Source organism: Brevibacillus sp. M2.1A (assembly GCF_013284355.2).
GTDB lineage: Bacteria > Bacillota > Bacilli > Brevibacillales > Brevibacillaceae > Brevibacillus.
This window is the reverse complement of record NZ_JABSUY020000001.1, coordinates 414,064-430,883: the sequence shown is the minus strand read 5'-3', so window position 1 is coordinate 430,883 and position 16,820 is coordinate 414,064. Positions and strand designations below refer to the sequence as shown.

Sequence of the window (16,820 nt, the reverse complement as noted above, 5' to 3'; positions counted from 1 at the left end):
GAGGATACATATGCTGAACATTGAGGGGTTAACCAAACGGTACAAGACGGATGAGCTGGAGCTGTTCGCTTTGCAAAATATCAATATCCACGTGGCTCAAGGTGAATTCGTGGCGATCGTGGGACCTTCTGGTTCCGGAAAATCGACGTTTATGAACATGCTGGGTTGTCTGGATCGGCCAACCACGGGCACGTATGTCTTGGATGGGATTGATGTTACGAAGTTGAAGGATAGTGGGCTGGCGCAGGTACGCAATCAAAAAATCGGTTTTGTCTTTCAATCGTTTCATCTGTTGCCACGTGCTACTTCGCTGCGAAACGTAGAGTTGCCGATGATGTATGCGGGCGTCGGCATGACAGAGCGCAAAAAAAGAGCGAAAGCGGCGTTGCAGCGTGTCGGACTTGCCCAGCGGATGGATCATAAACCAACGCAGCTGTCCGGTGGTCAAAGACAGCGGGTAGCCATTGCCAGAGCTTTGGTCAACCAGCCTGCGATTTTACTTGCTGACGAGCCGACAGGGAATCTGGACAGTCACTCCAGCATTGAGATCATGGCGATTTTTCAGGAGTTGCATGCGCAAGGGGTAACGATTCTGCTCGTCACGCACGAGGCGGATATCGCTCAGCATGCCGAGCGCGTCATTACGTTTCGAGATGGTCATATCATCCGAGATGAGCGAGTGGAGAATCGTTTGTTTGCTACTCCGTCCGAGGAGGTGATCCTCACGTGAATTTACTCGAAAGCTTTCGTACGGCTCTGGAAGGGATTGGGACAAATAAGCTCCGAGCTACCTTGACGATGTCTGGGATCATCATCGGAATCATGTCTGTTATTGCTGTATTTACACTAGGAAACGGCAGTCAGCAGGCCTATACCGATCAGTTGGAGAAGCTGGGTGCTACTAATTTCAACGTTACTATTTGGTGGGGCCAAGGAAGCAAGATTACTGATTTGACAGTGGAGGATGCTTATGCACTTCCCCAACAATCGCCCTACATTGAAGCGGCCGTGCCGTTCTTAGATCTTTTTGGAACGATTCGAGGCCCGAAAAAGGGGAAGGACGCATATATACAAGGAACAAATGAGGATCTGTTAAAGGTTCAACCCAACTTGAAAATTGTTGCAGGCAGATATTTTACTGCGAAGGAAGTAAGAGAGGGGAAGCCGGTTATCGTTTTAACCGAAAAGCTAGCGGCAGGGCTTTTCGGACATGAAGACCCGATTGGCAAGCGTTTGACTTACCAAACAGCATCAGTCATCGTTATTGGCGTGGTAAGGGAAGCCAAGCTGATGATTGACGCTGGTCGATCCGAGGGTGCCTATGTGCCGATTACCTTTCTGCACAATATGGACGGGCTCAAATACGTTCAAACGATAACCGTAAAAGCCAAGTCGAAGGAAACAATGGAAGCAGCCAAGAGGCAGACAGAGAAATACTTAAACCGCAGGCACGATCGCGAAAACTATTACCAAATCGATAGTATCGAGAACGCACTGGGGGAGATGGATTCCTTTTCCGGTACGCTCACCACGATTTTTAGTGTTGCAGCCGGGATTGCGCTGTTTGTCGGTGGGATTGGCGTCATGAACATCATGCTCGTATCCGTCACGGAGCGGACGCGGGAAATCGGCATTCGCAAAGCGTTAGGGGCGCGTTACGGAGATATTATGCTGCAGTTTTTGATCGAGTCGATGATCGTCTGCCTGATTGGTGGAACGATTGGCGTGCTGCTCGGCATCGGGACAGCCATGTTTGCCTCGCAATATGTCGATGTGCCGCCGTTATTATCGTGGGAAAGTATCGTAATCGCTTTTGGGTTTTCCAGTGCCATCGGTATTTTCTTTGGGCTCTATCCGGCTCATAAGGCGGCGAGGCTCAATCCGATTGACGCGTTGCGATATGAGTGAGGAACGAAAAAGAAATGACTAGCAGAAATCGCTGCTAGTCATTTTTCTGTCGTATAGGAATTTATAAAATAAATTCTGGAGCGCATGGAAACTTTCCGCTAAAACGCGGTCGCTCCTCCTTGAAAAGGCCTCGATAGAGGTTTTCTTATTAGTCCCGAACCGATTTTAATGCTGTTGACCAACTAATCACTTGATTTAACATGTCGTTTACATGTGGGGTGTGCAATTCGGATGGTTTAAAAACAGTGTAATTTTCAAAATCCGTAAAAAGATTGAAGGCAGGTTGTGTACGGACGTCGGCAACCTGCAATTCTCCCAGGATTCCCCGTAAGTGCTCAGCTGCACGAGTTCCGCCTGATGAACCGTAGCTGACGATACCAGCCGCCTTGTTGTACCATTCCTTGCGGGCGAGGTCGAGTGCGTTTTTTAATACCCCTGTGATGCTGTGGTTGTATTCGGCGGTAACGAATACAAATCCATCTAGGCTGGATAGCTTTGCCGCCCATGCGGCTACTTGTTGCTCACCACTTGGATCGCCAAAGAACGGTAAGTGAAAGTCCGCAATATCAACGATTTCATACGCTGCATCTCCTCGTTGATCGGCAACTCCTTTGAGCCACGCACCTACTTGGGGACTGACTCGGCCTGGGCGAGAGCTGCCCAGAATAATCCCGATTTTTAAGCTTGAAGTACTCATGGTTCGTTCCTCCTTATGCGGCTTTGTTTAATGGTAGTTCTTTGGATCAAACATTATGCTTCAAAAAAGGCCCCAACTGTAAAACTCAGTTGCGGCCTCGGAGTCCTATGAGTAATGAATCGAAAGAAAGTTCCAGTAAAATAAATAGCCAGTATACAGGATGGAGAGTAACGCTGCTGCGCTATTCGCTACCTTCCAGCGATCCCGTTCCTTGGCTGTTCCAATTCGCAGGAGCAAATAAGCAGCGGCGGCCAACGAAACAATCGGCAGGGATGCGACAACGACTTGGTAGAAGGCCGGGTAGCCATAGACAAGCTCTGCGTTTGCATAGGTGAATTGGATGATAAAAAACAAGCTATGAAGCAGAGCCATAATCGGAACGATCTTCGAAATAGCGTGCGATTGTTTGCGCCATTTGCGTAGCCCGAAACGAGCGATCCAGACGAGCGAAAGAAGGATGAACATGGTTCCAGGAATCACATACAGAGCCAAGAGAACAGGTGGACTTTCGATGAAGGAGATACGAGGGAGCGAAAAGTTCATCGGTCCTGTCATATAAAATTTCCCTTGTTCCTCGTGAAAATATAGCTGTTCCTCACCGTCGATCTCTTGAAAGAAATGCTCGTCTACTTGCACAAACTTTTTCTCAAGGGATTGCTGTCCTTCATTCTGGAATAAACCAGTTACGGATATTGTCTGCCCATCCAATGCCTTCACTGTGTAAGGGTAGCTACTGAGCAGACGAAGCCCTTTGCCCCAGCCATTCTCGGGCGTCAGGGTAAGTAGATACTGACCCTCCAGCTTTTTCATTTCGTCTATGGTGCCATCAACAGGAGTTAGGGGCTTTCGGACTTGCTCTGTCAGTAGCTTGTCGGTAAACGCGTTCACGACATTGCTGTGCAGCTCCAAGCCCGGATGCGTGGCGTTCACCGTAACGAAGATGCCGATTGATTCTGAGGGAAGCAGCACCATTTTCGAGATAAAGCCATCAATCCCACCGTTTGCCCATAGGGTAGGAATGCCGTTTTTCGTCTCTCCTTTAAAAAAGCCGTAGCCGATCCCATACATGCGCTTATGAGCCGCGAATTGCTGGGCATGCATAAGCTGGACAGTTTCTGGTTTGAGCAGAGATGTGCCGTTATAGCTGCCGCCAGAAAGATGGGAGATCATATAGGGGGCGAAGTCGACTGGTGTCATATTAGCGGCACCACTCCCTGGGAAAATAATCCCCGAGTAAGGAATCGTTTGATAGCCGTTTCCGTCGTAATAATAGCTTTTAGCCAGCTTGCTCCTGTCCTCTGGGAGATACAATTCGGCGGAATCCATACCTAGCGGGCGGAAGATATTCTCCCGCATATAGTCATGCAAAGATTGACCGGAAGCTTGTTCGACTACACTTCCTAACAATCCGGTGCCCGCATTGCTGTATTGAAATTTGCTGCCTGGCGTGAAAATCGTCTCTTGCATCTGAAGCGTTTCATTTACGGTTTCGGTCGAGAATTCCGGTATCACACTCTGGCGGTTATCTCTTTTATAAATCTTTTCATCTATGCCAGCTGTATGTGTGAGCAGGTGGTGGAGTGTGATCGGGCCGTAACGATTATTGGTAATTTTGTAGTCTTTTAGGACGGTATTCAAATCTTCACGTAAGGAAAGCTTGCCTTTTTCCACGAGCTGCATCGCTGCAGTAGCAGTAAACGACTTGGTCACGGAACCGATTCGAAACACCGTACGCTCAGGATCAACGGGGATTTGCTGTTCGACGTCGGCAAAACCATAGCCTTTTTCAAAAATGATGCGATCTCCCTGGGTAATGACAATGGCTGCGCCCGGGATATGCAAGTTGTTCATTTCATTTTTCATGACGGGATCAACTACTTGTTCGATGGAAAGAGCGGTAAGAGGGGAGCGAGCATTGACCACAGATAGGGGCTGTATCAGCATGAGGCAGGATACGAGCAGAACGGCAAACCAATTTCGTAGAGCTAATAATGTCATGTTCATCACCTTTCGCGTTTTGCGTCCGTCAATTGTTGTAAGCCAGCGACAGGGATGAGTATAGGGGGATGAGTGTCACGGTGAGAAGTAACGGAATGTCATTGTTTATCGTGATAGTAGCTGGGCGTCATCTGAGAATATAATGGAGAGAAAGTTTGGGTGTAGATGAGGTGTGCCAATTGCTTGCATTTGTTAAACGATGGTTATGGGTCGACTGGATGATCTTCATCATCCACTTTATGTGGGGATTGACGATTATTCTCGGCTTTGTCCGCCATCACGATCAATTGCCCTATCCGATAGTGATGACATGGATCGTTTTGTTCTTCGTGCTTGTCGTCCCCAGTTGTTTGCGTCGATACTCTCGTAACCTATATTTGTTCGCTGAGATTATAGTGAGTGGAAGCTTGTGTATTGCCTTGAACTTCTTTTTTGAAGGAGTAAGATGGCAGTTCATCCCCATCGCTTTTCTCATCGGATATCACAGTGTGGAACGATCTTATCGCTGGACGGGACCATTGGCGATTTTGGCGATTCCGTTTCTTGTGGGCGAGGCAATTGGGTTTGATTTCGAGCCTATAGCCGTAAGCGATCTAATTGTGTATCATTTCGCGGCATATGCACTTGGCTTTGCCTTTCAATTGCTTAGCCGTATGCACAAGCAAGGCCTGATTATTCAACACCAGAACCAAATCTTGGAGCAATACACCTCCCAAGTGGAGGAAATCACGCTGCTGGAAGAACGGAACAAAATGTCCAGAGAGCTGCATGATACGATCGGACACACGATGACATCACTCATTATGGGGATGGAGATGCTTCGGTCTAAAATACCAGATACGGAGGCTAGTCGGCTGGATATGCTTTTGCAGATGGCCCGACAAGGTTTGGACGAGTCCAGAGGGATTTTCCACAAGTGGGCTCAGAATGGCTATGAATCTACTACGACCATGGAGTCCGCCTTCGTTGAACTGATCGAGCAATTTCAAGTGGCTACAGGGGTGTCCGTCAAGCTGCGTATGTACGGCGCTGAGTATGCATTGAGCCGGTCCATGAAGCTGACTTTGTACCGCTGCTTGCAAGAGACGCTGACCAATGCTGTGCGACACGGAAAAGCATCACAAATTCAAGTGGGACTTTACTTTGAAGAAGCCCAGATCCGATTGCAGGTCGAAGATAATGGAGAAGGAAATGGGGCGATCGAATTCGGATTTGGTTTGCAATCGATGAAGGAAAGGCTGGAAGCTCTTCAGGGACGATTATCGATCCATTGTATGGACGAAGGAGGTGTGACGGTCATTTGTAGTCTGCCAGCTAAGCAGGCTGTACAAAGTGTAGGCATACGTATCCTGATCGTCGATGATCAGCCCATTGTGAGGGAAAGCTTGCAGCTCGTTTTACAGAATCAGCAAGATTTGCAGGTGGTCGGGATCGCAGAAAACGGCTTGATGGCACTGGACATTATTCCAAAGGAAAAGCCCGACGTCGTCCTTTTGGACGTTCAAATGCCTGTTATGGACGGGGCGAAGACACTACAAGCGATACGTGAACGGTGGCCGGATATGCGTGTCATTATGTTGACGACCTTCGAAGAAACAGCCCTTGCAGCAGAAACGCTAGGGAGAGGCGCGAATGGCTACTTGTTAAAATCGGTTAGTCCGGTCGAGCTCGTAGAGGCGATACGAGTTGTTCATCAGGGTGAAGCGTTGATTAACCATAAGATTGCGGATGTCCTTTTCAAAGAAATGCGCTTGCAGCAAGAAGAGCTGATTGGACTTCGCCAAAAGCAAGGACGCGAGTGTCCCTATGGGTTGACCGAACGGGAAAGGGGCATACTGGCCTCGTTAGTAGAGGGGCTTCGCATGAAAACAATCGCGGAGAAAATCTTTCTTTCTGAAGGAACGGTACGCAATTGCACCACAGTGATTTATGCAAAACTGGGTGTAAAAAATCGCGAAGAGGCCGTTAAAAAAGCACGGGACGAAGGGCTTACTGGTTAGATGGCCAGATTTTCAGGCTAGTTATGGTAGAATGGACAGTATCGAATGGAGGTTATATCAAAGATGAGTCAATTGCCAAATTGCCCAAAATGCCAGTCAGAATACACGTACGAGGATGGAAGCTCCTTGGTATGCCCGGAATGCAGCCATGAGTGGACTTTGCAAGCAGATAGCGACAACGGTGAAGATAACAAGGTTATCAAGGATGCGAATGGGAACGTCTTGAACGATGGCGACACCGTAACCGTCATTAAAGACCTCAAGGTAAAAGGGACTTCATTGGTCGTGAAGATCGGGACAAAAGTTAAAAATATTCGTTTGGTTGAGGGAGACCATGATATCGACTGCAAAATCGATGGTTTTGGTCCAATGAAATTGAAATCGGAATTTGTGAAAAAGGTGTAAGCCGAGAATGTAACGGATAGGAAAAAGCTGACTGCATGGTAGATTGCAGTCAGCTTTTTGCATAAAGGCAAGGTCTTGTTAGGTGAGACGATGAATGGACCAGACGATGCCCTCGCCGCCTCCACCTAAGTTGAGGTCGATGGTCAATCCATTGGCAACATAGAACAAACCGAGTGTATCACCTGCATTGAGTTGAACGTCACCTGCGAGTGTGATGGTTCCAGCACCCAGAATAGCTCTCAATGTGAGTACGAGAGCAATGTTTACGTTGAGAATTGGGAAGTCACCGATAATGAGACTTGTTGCAGTAGGGGTGATTCTCTGTACTTCAAATGCAGGGGTGATTTCTGGGCCTAAATTATCGGTAATGGTCGCGGTCGTTTCATAATTAATGGTTGCTTTTATGGCGTAAGTTCCAGTCGCTGGTACTGTATAAGTGCCAGTTAGCGGATTGAAACTTGGACTGCCATAATAGGGGCTGGCTGTTGACCAGTCAACTAATTGAGAAGATTCGTTAAGGGTCACCGTTGATAAGAAGGCTGAGAAGTTTTCAGTGGTGAAAGCAGGTCCAGTCGCGCCCGTGGCCCCAGTCGCGCCCGTTTCTCCAGTGGCACCCGTAGCACCCGTAGGTCCAGTATTCCCCGTCGTACCTGTCGCCCCTGTAGCTCCAGTAGTACCAACGCCCGTAGCTCCTGTGACGCCCGTAGCGCCCGTTATGCCACCTGTGCTGCTGGATGGAACAGACAGGATGTTTTCCAGTTTCGATTGCAAGAGCATTTCTTTTTTTGCAACGTCTTGCAAGGTTTGGCGAACGCTTGCATTCACCAGAAGGAGATCGCTTACCGAAGCAGGAACAGTCAAGCCTGGTAGTGTACCAATGGCATATTCCAATTTTTCTGCTTCTGCATTCAGTATATGCCCGAGGCTGAGCTCTTCGATGGCGATGGAAGTAAGGAGGAGATTGATAGCATCGTCTCTCGTTACAGTAATGGTGGGAGTAATATTAGGAATATTGGCTTGAGACATGGCATTCATCCTTCCTGTTACATTCAAAAACTTATTACTATGCTATGAGGCTTTATCTGTGCGCGTGCCTGGCTGTATGGAAACAGAAAAAAGCCAATCTGATTTCCAGATTGACCTTTGTGTTTACTGGTAAGCACCGTGCTCATCAAAAAATAGACCACCATTGCTTCTGGCATGTATACATTCACCCACAGGGTGGGTAACTTTTTCATGATCACGAGGGGAATCAGGTCAGAGACTCAAAATACCTTTTGTTGTAGAGAATGCTAGGGTGAGTGGGGTTGTAGGAGTAGGCAATATCATTGTGGTGACGTGATTTCTCGTTTTCCCCGATTTGAGAATAGCATAAGCAGAGTTGCAGATGAGGTAGCCAGGTCCAGGCAACGTGATCGATGTGTGCGAGCTTTTCAGCAGGTCGCTCTACTTTCGTTGCAAGATCATACCAAAAAATGGCCAGTAGCCAATTTTTATCTTCGACATGAATGGCTCCAATCTGGCAGCACGCTTCCGCCCGTGGGCGATCGTAGTTGAACGTACGATATAGCGACGACAGAACATTTTGTCTCTCGTAGAGGTGGGAATAGCAACTCGCCAACTTCAAGCAAGCGTTAATGTTGTCCTCTACCCAGCCTTGTTGGGTGTTTAGGAACTTCGTATAAAAAGTAATGGCCTCTTCATAATACTGATTGTCGCGTAATTCATTCGCATAATAGTACAAGTCCCGTGGAGAGAATTCTTCCCCTTTGGCATCCCTGCGTCGATAGATTTGCAGATTGCGGTCCGTGTATTCCTTTTGCTTGTTATGCGTGATGGATATGTCACTGTTGATGATGTTTCCGCTCACTTCCAAATACTCATGGACGGGTCCGATCCAGCGAAAACCGCGGTCGCGTTTTACGAGGCGATTGCGGCGAATGCTGTATGCCACATTCCCATTGCTGTCTACAGAAAGGTTGTAGTTCATCGTGACACTGTCGATGCTGTAATTCAATGTAAACTTCAACTCGAGGAAGAGCTGGCGGTCTTTTTCCAGAAGGATATCGTCTGCATCCAGCCACAAAATATAAGGGCATGTTGCCTTGCTGAATGCATAGTTGCGTGCAGCTGAAAAATCATCAATCCACTCGAAATCATAAATGGTGCAGCCATAGTTAGACGCGATTTCTTTCGTGCGGTCGGTTGAACCCGTGTCGACGATAATGATTTCATCGACGAGATCCACAACGGTGGAGAGGCAACGCTCCAGAGCGTCTTCTTCATTTTTAACGATCATGCATAAGCTGATAGAAATCTGATTCGCTTTCCCCGCTGTCATGCCATTTTTTTTGCGATACGCGCTCACTCCTGCCAGATCCGACTGACGGTAGATGTGGTACCCAGGAAGGTGTGTATCCACATGCAAAGAAAAGCCCATAGCTACTGCCCGAACACAAAAATGCCGATCTTCTCCCCAGAACGACAAGTTCCCTATTCGTTTAAAATTGACGCCTGCCTCCAAGACCTTTCGATGGATTAACGTGCATGCACCGAGGCCTCCTACCTCATACACCCCCGGCTTACGCAGCATCTCTAAAAAGTTTTGGTTCTCCGCTGATTCGGACGCGCCTTCGCGTGTCAGCGTGTATTGATCCATCAGCCAAACTTGAGGAAGCTCAATCGAATCAGGCTGCCAGCGTGTCCAGTAAATGTTGGAGATAATATCTTTATTGGCTTGCAGCAATTGTTGCAGGGTGTGAGGGTGTAAAACGAGATCGGAATCGATCAAAAACAGGTAATCGAAACCCTCTTTGAGCGCATAGGAGATAATCGTATCTTTCATTTGCGCTACTTTCCAAATATTTCGTTCCGTCCAATAATGAGTCATTTCATTACGGACATACGTATCATCGTCTGTGTTTTTGAGGATGACGGTTCGTTTGTTCTCTTTCTCGAAATCGACCAAGAGTGTACTGGATAGTGGGTCTTTGTTATCGTCAATGAACATGTAATGAACCAGTTCGTTTTTGGTAGTCAGCTCCGTGAGGGATAGAAGGAATTCCTCCAAAATGATCGGGAATTGCTGGATGGGACTACCGATTAAAATACGTTTTTTACCCATGGTACACCCCCATACATAGCCTGTGTTCAAGTGGTTGCCGCAGGTTTGCTGAATAGCAGTAAACCATTGTCCACTTTTGCGACAATTCGCTTCTCTTGCTGTAGTTCTTTTAAATAAGAGCGGATGATCGAGGTAGTCAAACCGTAGCGGTGCAAGTCATCTTCAAACCCATACTTTTGCATGACCTTTTGGACTACTTGTTCGAGAGTGCTTGGCTGCTCATGAATCCATGCTTCAAGAAAAGCAGAGGTGTCTTTTAGTAGGGTGAGATGCTTGTTAATTAACCCCGTGACTGTCTTATAGGGCCCGCCATGGTACAGCACATAAGCGTTCAATTTCATCATCGAGAGCTTCTTGAAGCTTCTTCTGGCAGCCCTCAGATCGTTAAAAAAAAGGAGCTCCTGCTTGTTCAATGTTTTGGCGCCAAACAAGGCATCGCCGCAGTACAGGACATGATCAGGGGTAAGAATGCCGACCATTCCTGGCGAATGCCCAGGCAAGGAGACGATTTTAAATGGAATGGTATGGACGTGAAAGATACCATCGGTGGATGGCAGATAATCCGTTACGAGTGCACGTATATTCTCATTGTTTTCATCAGGCTTCGTATCAGAATCTCCACCTGCGTCGAAAGCCAAAGGCTCGAGATGTGGATTTTCAATGAGATAGGATGCCAGATGTGTCGCATAGATGCGGAGGTTGGGGAACCTTTTTTTCAAATAGGGATTGCCACCGTGGTTAACAGCGTGACCATGTGTATGAACAACGGCAAGGATTTGATACCCTCGTTCGCTGATCCTCGTGCATACTTTCTCGATGACCGTGGCATTCGGTCCGCTATCCATGAAAACAGCAGTTTTGCTGGATCTATCCAAATATACTCCGATCCCGTATTTACCGGAGACCACATAACTGTTGCCGGCCACTTCGATCAATTCCAAACGATCCATATCCCTTACTCCTTCATTAAATTCAGGTTCATATGTGGATGACCTTGGTGACATTGCCGATACGTACCTTTACGGAGTTGGGTACAAAGGGAGGCTTTTTAGGTGCAGACTCTTGCTTTGCGAGCATTTTTTTCTGGCCACGCACTTTTACCATGTTTGTTACAGGCTTGGGACGCTTGGATTTGCGTTTGTTTTTATCGGGAGTAGGGACGGAGGCAGCCTGTGCTAATAATGGGGGTTTTGGACGTACTGATTTCCGGTTGTTGGCTGTATCGATGCGTGCGTTGTTTGCGAGCAATGGAGGGGTTGGGGCAGGCATAGGTGGGACGTCAGTGGTTTTCGGTTGCTCACCTGGATCTAGCTGTACAGGTTCGTGATCTGGAATATCTCCTTCCAGCTCCAATTGCATCGGTTCGTCGCAGGGGGAATCCTCTTCTGGTTCTATTTCTATCGAGTAGAAAGCTTGTAATTGCCGGAGATGATTTTCTATCAAGGTGGTGGTTTGCTTATGTGGAAACCTCCATGTCTTTACCAATTCCGATAACTGAGCTATCGCAGCAAGGACAGGAGTGTGCATTTCACTAGTGGGATGCGATTCAAAAAGGAAGCTGTGAGCAATCTGCTTATGATGTATGTGGGTATGCAGTCTGACGAGCAGATTGATCATCGTCGATATTTGGTAGCCAAACAGCATGAGCTCGTAATCTTTGGCATGATGAAAGCGAGATTCCAATCCTTTGATCAACTGGACGATGGAATAGGTCAGCTTTAGAACGGTTTGGTCATCGATACCTTTGTTCTTCATGGCAATTGACCTCGAATTCCTGAAATGATCAGTCGTTAATAGTCGATGGTGAAGTCGTCATCCGATTCATCCCCGAAATTGGATGCTTCCATCTCAAAATTTGATTTAAGCGCCACAGGGTACATGTGAATGGCTGCATCCAGCTTTTTTAACAAAAGCCACTCAGCCATCAGCACCGAATCCAGAATCGAAATGACTGTACGATTAAAGGTGATGATTTCATCATTGGAGGGGTTGTTAGGGAAGTCCAGATTTTTGCCAACGAAAGCAAGGGCTTTGTCAGCTTCGGCGTTTAGCAATCTGGACAAGGCTTCTTCCTCTAGGGCAATCGATTGCAGCAAATGACTCAGAGCTTCTTCGCGCGTAGGCACATCATATGAAGGAACTTTATCTTGTAAGGTCATCATCATCCCTCTTCAGTAAAATTAGGATCCCATGAAAAGCAGTGTAAGTAGTAAGGGTTATTCTTTGAAGCAAGAAAGGTCGGGGATGTTAGGGGCGTCAGGCAAGTCATCGTGATGATGCTCATGATTATGCATCTGCTCCAGCTTGATAATATCCTCCAGCCTGAATTGTAGGAGCATCTCGGTCTTGATGACATTGCGCAGCATTCGTTCTACGCTGTTGTTTAAGGCAAGCGCATCATTGAGCGAGAGCGATTGCTCCTTCACGATCCTTTGAATCTTTTCCCCCTCTGTATTAATAATGTGAGAAAGTCCGATTTCCTCCAGCGCAATGGAGGTGAGAAGCAGATTTAATACTTCGTTTCGTTTCAATATGATTTCCGGTGTTATATTGGGGACCGTGGGCATTGACATCGTTATCCACATCCTTTGTTTGTATGGCTTTGTATACCTACAAAATAAGACTGGCCCAATGAAGAAGGCGATCTGCTTCCCTTTATTTGCACAGAACGCCTTCGGCCAAGTTTCTTGCAACAAAAACGATAGGATCGTCATAGGATCGCGTGATTGATAGTGAAGAAATGGAAACTTCCTCGCAGTACATGTTATGTATCCGCGATCTTAATATGACAACTTAATCGTATTGATTGGATAACGAGGTAGAGGTGCTCGGGATAATGCTAACAGTGTAATATTTGGAATGGTTGCTTGAGACATACTCATCACCTCATGGACTTAATTTTTGGTTCCCTGGAGCCTTACCAAGACCCAGCGACGATTTCCGGCTATATCTCGAAAAAGCTCTTCGTAGTGATAGATTTTTCCGAGATATGCCAGAAAGGGATAGTGATCAAAATCATCTACGAGAATAAGTGCATCGGGTTTGAGTGTGTCAACAAATAGTGGGTAGGCAAGAGAGCGACCGTTGCCATGCGGACCGTCCACAACCATGACATCTACCGAATGGCCGGATAGCGAAAGCAGTAGTTGGTCCAAATCGGCGTAAAAGGTATTTTGTATAGAAAAATGATCAAATTGATTCTCGGGAACATTCTGTCCGATGGCAGGCCACAAGCTCTTACTCTCTGCTGGATTGTCGAAGACCTTGTTCCATTCCTCTTCGGATAGTTGCTTCAAAGAGCTGGTCACCAAATCGACATGCGGTACATCCCCTAGACTCTCCTTGATTTCCTTTGCACGAATCGGATGATGTTCCACAATGGTTGCTTGGACCCGGAGCAGTTCAAGATCGCCAAGTGATTTCCAAAACAGAGCGGAGTCACCTCCACCCAACTGAAGCACCTGACACTCCTCACGTTCTTTGTTGATATGACGGCATACATGTACGAGGGCCTGTTTGCTCAACGAGAGAGAGTTGTATCGCCATTGATTACAATTGGACTGCTGCAAAGCCTTTTCGATCTCGCGAATCATCATCTTCATTCCACCCATTCCAGCAGATTGGGATGTTGATCCAAGATGGATTCATACTGTTCCTTCCAGCCATATCTGGCGTCGGGGTCGAGGAGTTGATAACGGTTGTATTTGCTTTGTCTGTCTTCGAGTCGGGCCCAGCCAAAATGTTTCACGCGTGACGGATGGCACAGGTAAGGGAACTGGTGGATCGAGAGAGGGAATCTGCCGCAATGCTGAGGGGTTTCCCTCCATAAATATGGGAAGTCAGGGCGGTACTTGACCATAAAAGGACGATAGTAATGATGGGCTTTCCAATACTCATCTTCGCGATAATGCGTGTCACTCCACATATCGTACAAACGAAAGTAGATCACCTCGTATGTCTGCTGTTCCAAAATCTCGGAGACTTTCGAGGGGAAGGAGCTATCCATGAGTTCATCGGCGTCCAGATTCAAGATCCATCCCGGATCAGTCTGAATCGTTTCTTGCCATTGTTGTTTGCGCAAGGCGACCTCGTTGGAAAACTGAGAGGTAGCGTTTTGAACCAGATGAAGAGGAATGCCCTTGAGAACCTCTCTACAGAGATCCACGGTATGATCCATACTACCATCGTCGATGATGACGGCTGCGTCAATAAAGTCTTTATGTGCTTCCAGTGCTCGTCTCAAATAGCGATTGCCTTCATTTTTCACAATCATGGAAAGAGTTAGTTTGGCTCTGGTCATCTATGTGCTGCACCTCCTGCGCTTGTCGTGTTGCAATGCAGAAGATTTCATGGCCCTGGAAGTTCGACTGAAGATTCACGGCTAGCTTCATGATGTCCTGAATCGGCAAAGTTGTTTGCGTGGTCTTGCGCAGATGGTTTTCCAATCGGTTCGTTTCTTCTCGAGAAAAGATGGAGAGAACCTCCCAGCCACCCTGATGAAGGAGTGAGATTAGATTGTCACGGGAGTAATGAAAGAGGTGGTCGTTCTCGGTATACAGCGGGGAATACACTCCAAACAATTTATTGGTGAACGAGTTTTTGTTCGGCACGCTAAAAATGATTTTTCCTCCTGGTTTAAGAAACCCTTTCAATTCTTCAAGGTATTGCTTCGGATGCGAAATATGCTCAAAGACGTGACAAAAAACGATGGCATCAAATGTACCAATGTGTTCGGGGGCGAGCACGGCGGAGTTCCACAACGAATGAACCAGTTGTAACCCATACCTGTCTTGGGCGTATGCGCATGATTGTTGTGACGGTTCTACCCCAACAACCTCCCACCCAGCCTCACGAGCAAGGAATAACAACTCTCCTGTTCCTGGACCAATTTCGAGCAACTTCCCTTTTTCCGCAAACCACATATCGAGCAGCAATGTATGGAAGATCGCGTGTTCCGTAAATGTATTCTTGGCGTATTGATCCCGCATGGAGACCCAACTCGCGTCATAAATGTCTGCAACCAGCTGTGTCACGTTGACTTGGTCGAGGTGAGGTTGAAAAACGAGATCACAATCTTTGCACGTTAGGAGTGAGAAGGTAGAGTACTGGTGGAAAAGCGCCACCTGAGTACTGTTGCACAAAGGACATGAGTCATGCATGGATACGATCCCTGCTTTCTTTGTGATATCTGCCTACAACTACCTATGCGCTGCTCCAGGAAAAGGTTCGAAAGCCAAGGAAATGGCACCGTTCTGAAAAAAGCAGTCCACTCATAGAGTAAAGGGGGGATAGACTACGATCTCAGTGATGTGTGTAAAAGGAGATGAGCATCATGTCTGAGGCGCCCAAAATTTCCTTATGTATGATGGTAAAAAACGAAGAAAAGTGCCTTCACAAGTGCTTGGAAAGCGTGAAAGATCTTGTGGATGAAATGATTATCGTAGACACGGGGAGTACCGACAAAACGGTAGAGATAGGCAAGTCATTCGGAGCGGTCGTGCACTTGTATGAGTGGCAGGATAACTTCGCAGAAGCGCGAAACTTTGGACTGGAAAAAGCAACGGGCGACTGGATTTTGTGGATGGATGCCGATGAGGAAATGAATCAGGAAGACAGCAAGAACTTAAAGGAGCTGCTTCGCGGTCAAGAAGATTCTCTTTTTTATATCCATCTAATCAATTACATTGGAGATGAAATAAATGAAGACGATGCTTTTCATATCGCTCACTCACGTTTGTTTCGCAATGGCATCGGTTTTCGCTTCCATTTTCCGATCCACGAAACGCTCAACGTAGAAGAGGTTCTTCCCAATCTGACCGAGGATTTCCACATTCCAATCTTGCCTGTACGGATATACCATTACGGCTACCTGAATGAATGTACTGGCAGAAAGAACAAATTCGAGCGCAATATTCAACTACTCATGAAGGAATTGGAAAAAGAAGGCCACTCTCCATGGATTGAGTATCATCTTGCCAGTGAATTCTCACGTATCCAGGAGCATGAGAAGACGTTCAAGTTCGTGAATCTGTCTATTATCGGGTTTCTCGAAAACCATATGATGCCTCCTTCGCTCCTTTATAAGCTCAAATACTCTACATTGATCTCGATGGGCAGTGCTGAGGGAGCGTGGCCAGGAATTGAAAAGGCAATCGAGATTTATCCTGACTACGTTGATTTACATTTGTACAAAGGGATCATTCAATATTTGAAAAAGGACTACAAACGAGCATTGATGACGTTCGATCACTGCCTGGAGCTAGGTGAGAGCAACATTCGGCATCTGACCTTGAAGGGATCAGGAAGTTTTCACGCCTGGTATTACAAAGGGCTTTGCTACGAAGGATTGGGTCAAGTGGAAGAGGCTATGGCAGCTTATCAGACGACGGTGGCGATGGCGGAGAATCATGCGCCTGCCAAGGACGCATTAGAGAAGCTGAGCTTGAAGACGGAAGTAAGTCATACGCTAAACAACAAATAGCATCGTGGCGAAAAGCCGTTTACGTCGATGGTTCAGGCGTAACGGCTTTTTTTCGTAATGGCAGAGCATGAACAAAATGACGTTAATCATTTTTATTGCGGTAAAAGGTTTAATAAGCATAATGTTTCATTTGCGGCAGCGGATTGTTACAATAAAAAACGCATTTTATCGGTAATAATAATCATTATCAATAACATCAAGTGAGGG

At 46.9% G+C, this 16,820-nt stretch carries 16 protein-coding genes; 5 read left to right on the top strand and 11 right to left on the bottom strand.

Features of this window, described 5'->3' with window-relative positions:
- The first annotated feature begins 10 nt into the window (after positions 1 to 10).
- Complete coding sequence (locus tag HP567_RS01885; protein ID WP_173611726.1) at positions 11 to 730, top strand: ABC transporter ATP-binding protein; 720 nt, start codon at positions 11 to 13, stop codon at positions 728 to 730.
- Positions 727 to 1,908 carry an ABC transporter permease gene (locus HP567_RS01880; protein ID WP_173611727.1) on the top strand — a complete coding sequence of 394 codons (1,182 nt, stop codon included), beginning with the start codon at positions 727 to 729 and terminating at the stop codon, positions 1,906 to 1,908. Before HP567_RS01885 ends, HP567_RS01880 begins: the two co-directional genes overlap by 4 nt.
- A gap of 148 nt (positions 1,909 to 2,056) precedes the next feature.
- On the opposite strand, the gene HP567_RS01875 is transcribed toward HP567_RS01880, so the two are convergent.
- Both HP567_RS01875 and HP567_RS01870 read right to left on the bottom strand, forming a co-directional pair.
- Complete coding sequence (locus tag HP567_RS01875; protein WP_173611728.1) at positions 2,057 to 2,605, bottom strand: NADPH-dependent FMN reductase; 549 nt, start codon at positions 2,603 to 2,605, stop codon at positions 2,057 to 2,059.
- Between the two features lie 105 nt (positions 2,606 to 2,710).
- On the bottom strand, positions 2,711 to 4,603 hold the full coding sequence (locus HP567_RS01870) for a serine hydrolase domain-containing protein (RefSeq protein ID WP_173611729.1): 1,893 nt from the start codon (positions 4,601 to 4,603) through the stop codon (positions 2,711 to 2,713).
- 155 nt (positions 4,604 to 4,758) lie between these two features.
- On the opposite strand from HP567_RS01870, the gene HP567_RS01865 reads away from it, so the two are divergent.
- Together HP567_RS01865 and HP567_RS01860 are read left to right on the top strand one after the other, a co-directional pair.
- Positions 4,759 to 6,603, top strand: coding sequence for a helix-turn-helix transcriptional regulator (locus HP567_RS01865; RefSeq protein WP_173611730.1), 1,845 nt, complete (start codon positions 4,759 to 4,761; stop codon positions 6,601 to 6,603).
- 63 nt (positions 6,604 to 6,666) lie between these two features.
- A complete protein-coding gene (locus HP567_RS01860; protein ID WP_173611731.1) occupies positions 6,667 to 7,008 on the top strand; it encodes a zinc ribbon domain-containing protein YjdM in 342 nt (113 codons plus the stop codon).
- Positions 7,009 to 7,086: 78 nt separating this feature from the next.
- On the opposite strand, the gene HP567_RS01855 is transcribed toward HP567_RS01860, so the two are convergent.
- From HP567_RS01855 to HP567_RS01815, 9 genes are all read right to left on the bottom strand, one after another.
- A complete protein-coding gene (locus tag HP567_RS01855; RefSeq protein ID WP_173611732.1) occupies positions 7,087 to 8,034 on the bottom strand; it encodes a hypothetical protein in 948 nt (315 codons plus the stop codon).
- A gap of 226 nt (positions 8,035 to 8,260) precedes the next feature.
- A complete protein-coding gene (locus HP567_RS01850) occupies positions 8,261 to 10,132 on the bottom strand; it encodes a glycosyltransferase (RefSeq protein ID WP_173611733.1) in 1,872 nt (623 codons plus the stop codon).
- A gap of 26 nt (positions 10,133 to 10,158) precedes the next feature.
- Complete coding sequence (locus tag HP567_RS01845) at positions 10,159 to 11,082, bottom strand: MBL fold metallo-hydrolase (RefSeq protein WP_173611734.1); 924 nt, start codon at positions 11,080 to 11,082, stop codon at positions 10,159 to 10,161.
- Positions 11,083 to 11,110: 28 nt separating this feature from the next.
- Positions 11,111 to 11,887, bottom strand: coding sequence for a hypothetical protein (locus HP567_RS01840; protein ID WP_173611735.1), 777 nt, complete (start codon positions 11,885 to 11,887; stop codon positions 11,111 to 11,113).
- Positions 11,888 to 11,922: 35 nt separating this feature from the next.
- A complete protein-coding gene (locus tag HP567_RS01835; RefSeq protein WP_173611736.1) occupies positions 11,923 to 12,291 on the bottom strand; it encodes a hypothetical protein in 369 nt (122 codons plus the stop codon).
- Between the two features lie 57 nt (positions 12,292 to 12,348).
- Positions 12,349 to 12,705 (bottom strand): hypothetical protein, encoded by a 357-nt coding sequence (locus HP567_RS01830; protein WP_173611737.1) that lies wholly within the window; start codon positions 12,703 to 12,705, stop codon positions 12,349 to 12,351.
- Between the two features lie 321 nt (positions 12,706 to 13,026).
- The gene (locus tag HP567_RS01825; protein ID WP_173611738.1) at positions 13,027 to 13,728 is read right to left on the bottom strand and encodes a hypothetical protein; all 702 of its coding nucleotides are present in this window, start codon (positions 13,726 to 13,728) and stop codon (positions 13,027 to 13,029) included.
- 2 nt (positions 13,729 to 13,730) lie between these two features.
- Positions 13,731 to 14,432, bottom strand: coding sequence for a glycosyltransferase (locus tag HP567_RS01820; RefSeq protein WP_173611739.1), 702 nt, complete (start codon positions 14,430 to 14,432; stop codon positions 13,731 to 13,733).
- Positions 14,389 to 15,291 (bottom strand): class I SAM-dependent methyltransferase, encoded by a 903-nt coding sequence (locus HP567_RS01815; RefSeq protein ID WP_173611740.1) that lies wholly within the window; start codon positions 15,289 to 15,291, stop codon positions 14,389 to 14,391. The genes HP567_RS01820 and HP567_RS01815 overlap by 44 nt, the downstream gene beginning before the upstream one ends.
- Before the next feature lie 173 nt (positions 15,292 to 15,464).
- On the opposite strand from HP567_RS01815, the gene HP567_RS01810 reads away from it, so the two are divergent.
- Positions 15,465 to 16,613, top strand: a complete 1,149-nt coding sequence (locus tag HP567_RS01810; RefSeq protein WP_173611741.1) for a glycosyltransferase family 2 protein — start codon at positions 15,465 to 15,467, stop codon at positions 16,611 to 16,613.
- Positions 16,614 to 16,820 lie beyond the last annotated feature (207 nt).

Excerpts from the sequence above, each read along its gene's own strand:
- HP567_RS01845 (WP_173611734.1), bottom strand. The coding sequence starts at position 11,082 with ATGGATCGTTTGGAATTGATCGAAGTGGCCGGCAACAGTTATGTGGTC.
- HP567_RS01825 (WP_173611738.1), bottom strand. The coding sequence starts at position 13,728 with ATGATGATTCGCGAGATCGAAAAGGCTTTGCAGCAGTCCAATTGTAAT.
- HP567_RS01870 (WP_173611729.1), bottom strand. The coding sequence starts at position 4,603 with ATGACATTATTAGCTCTACGAAATTGGTTTGCCGTTCTGCTCGTATCC.
- HP567_RS01835 (WP_173611736.1), bottom strand. The coding sequence starts at position 12,291 with ATGACCTTACAAGATAAAGTTCCTTCATATGATGTGCCTACGCGCGAA.
- HP567_RS01860 (WP_173611731.1), top strand. The coding sequence starts at position 6,667 with ATGAGTCAATTGCCAAATTGCCCAAAATGCCAGTCAGAATACACGTAC.
- HP567_RS01875 (WP_173611728.1), bottom strand. The coding sequence starts at position 2,605 with ATGAGTACTTCAAGCTTAAAAATCGGGATTATTCTGGGCAGCTCTCGC.
- HP567_RS01850 (WP_173611733.1), bottom strand. The coding sequence starts at position 10,132 with ATGGGTAAAAAACGTATTTTAATCGGTAGTCCCATCCAGCAATTCCCG.
- HP567_RS01830 (WP_173611737.1), bottom strand. The coding sequence starts at position 12,705 with ATGTCAATGCCCACGGTCCCCAATATAACACCGGAAATCATATTGAAA.
- HP567_RS01885 (WP_173611726.1), top strand. The coding sequence starts at position 11 with ATGCTGAACATTGAGGGGTTAACCAAACGGTACAAGACGGATGAGCTG.
- HP567_RS01810 (WP_173611741.1), top strand. The coding sequence starts at position 15,465 with ATGTCTGAGGCGCCCAAAATTTCCTTATGTATGATGGTAAAAAACGAA.
- HP567_RS01855 (WP_173611732.1), bottom strand. The coding sequence starts at position 8,034 with ATGTCTCAAGCCAATATTCCTAATATTACTCCCACCATTACTGTAACG.
- HP567_RS01840 (WP_173611735.1), bottom strand. The coding sequence starts at position 11,887 with ATGAAGAACAAAGGTATCGATGACCAAACCGTTCTAAAGCTGACCTAT.
- HP567_RS01815 (WP_173611740.1), bottom strand. The coding sequence starts at position 15,291 with ATGCATGACTCATGTCCTTTGTGCAACAGTACTCAGGTGGCGCTTTTC.
- HP567_RS01820 (WP_173611739.1), bottom strand. The coding sequence starts at position 14,432 with ATGACCAGAGCCAAACTAACTCTTTCCATGATTGTGAAAAATGAAGGC.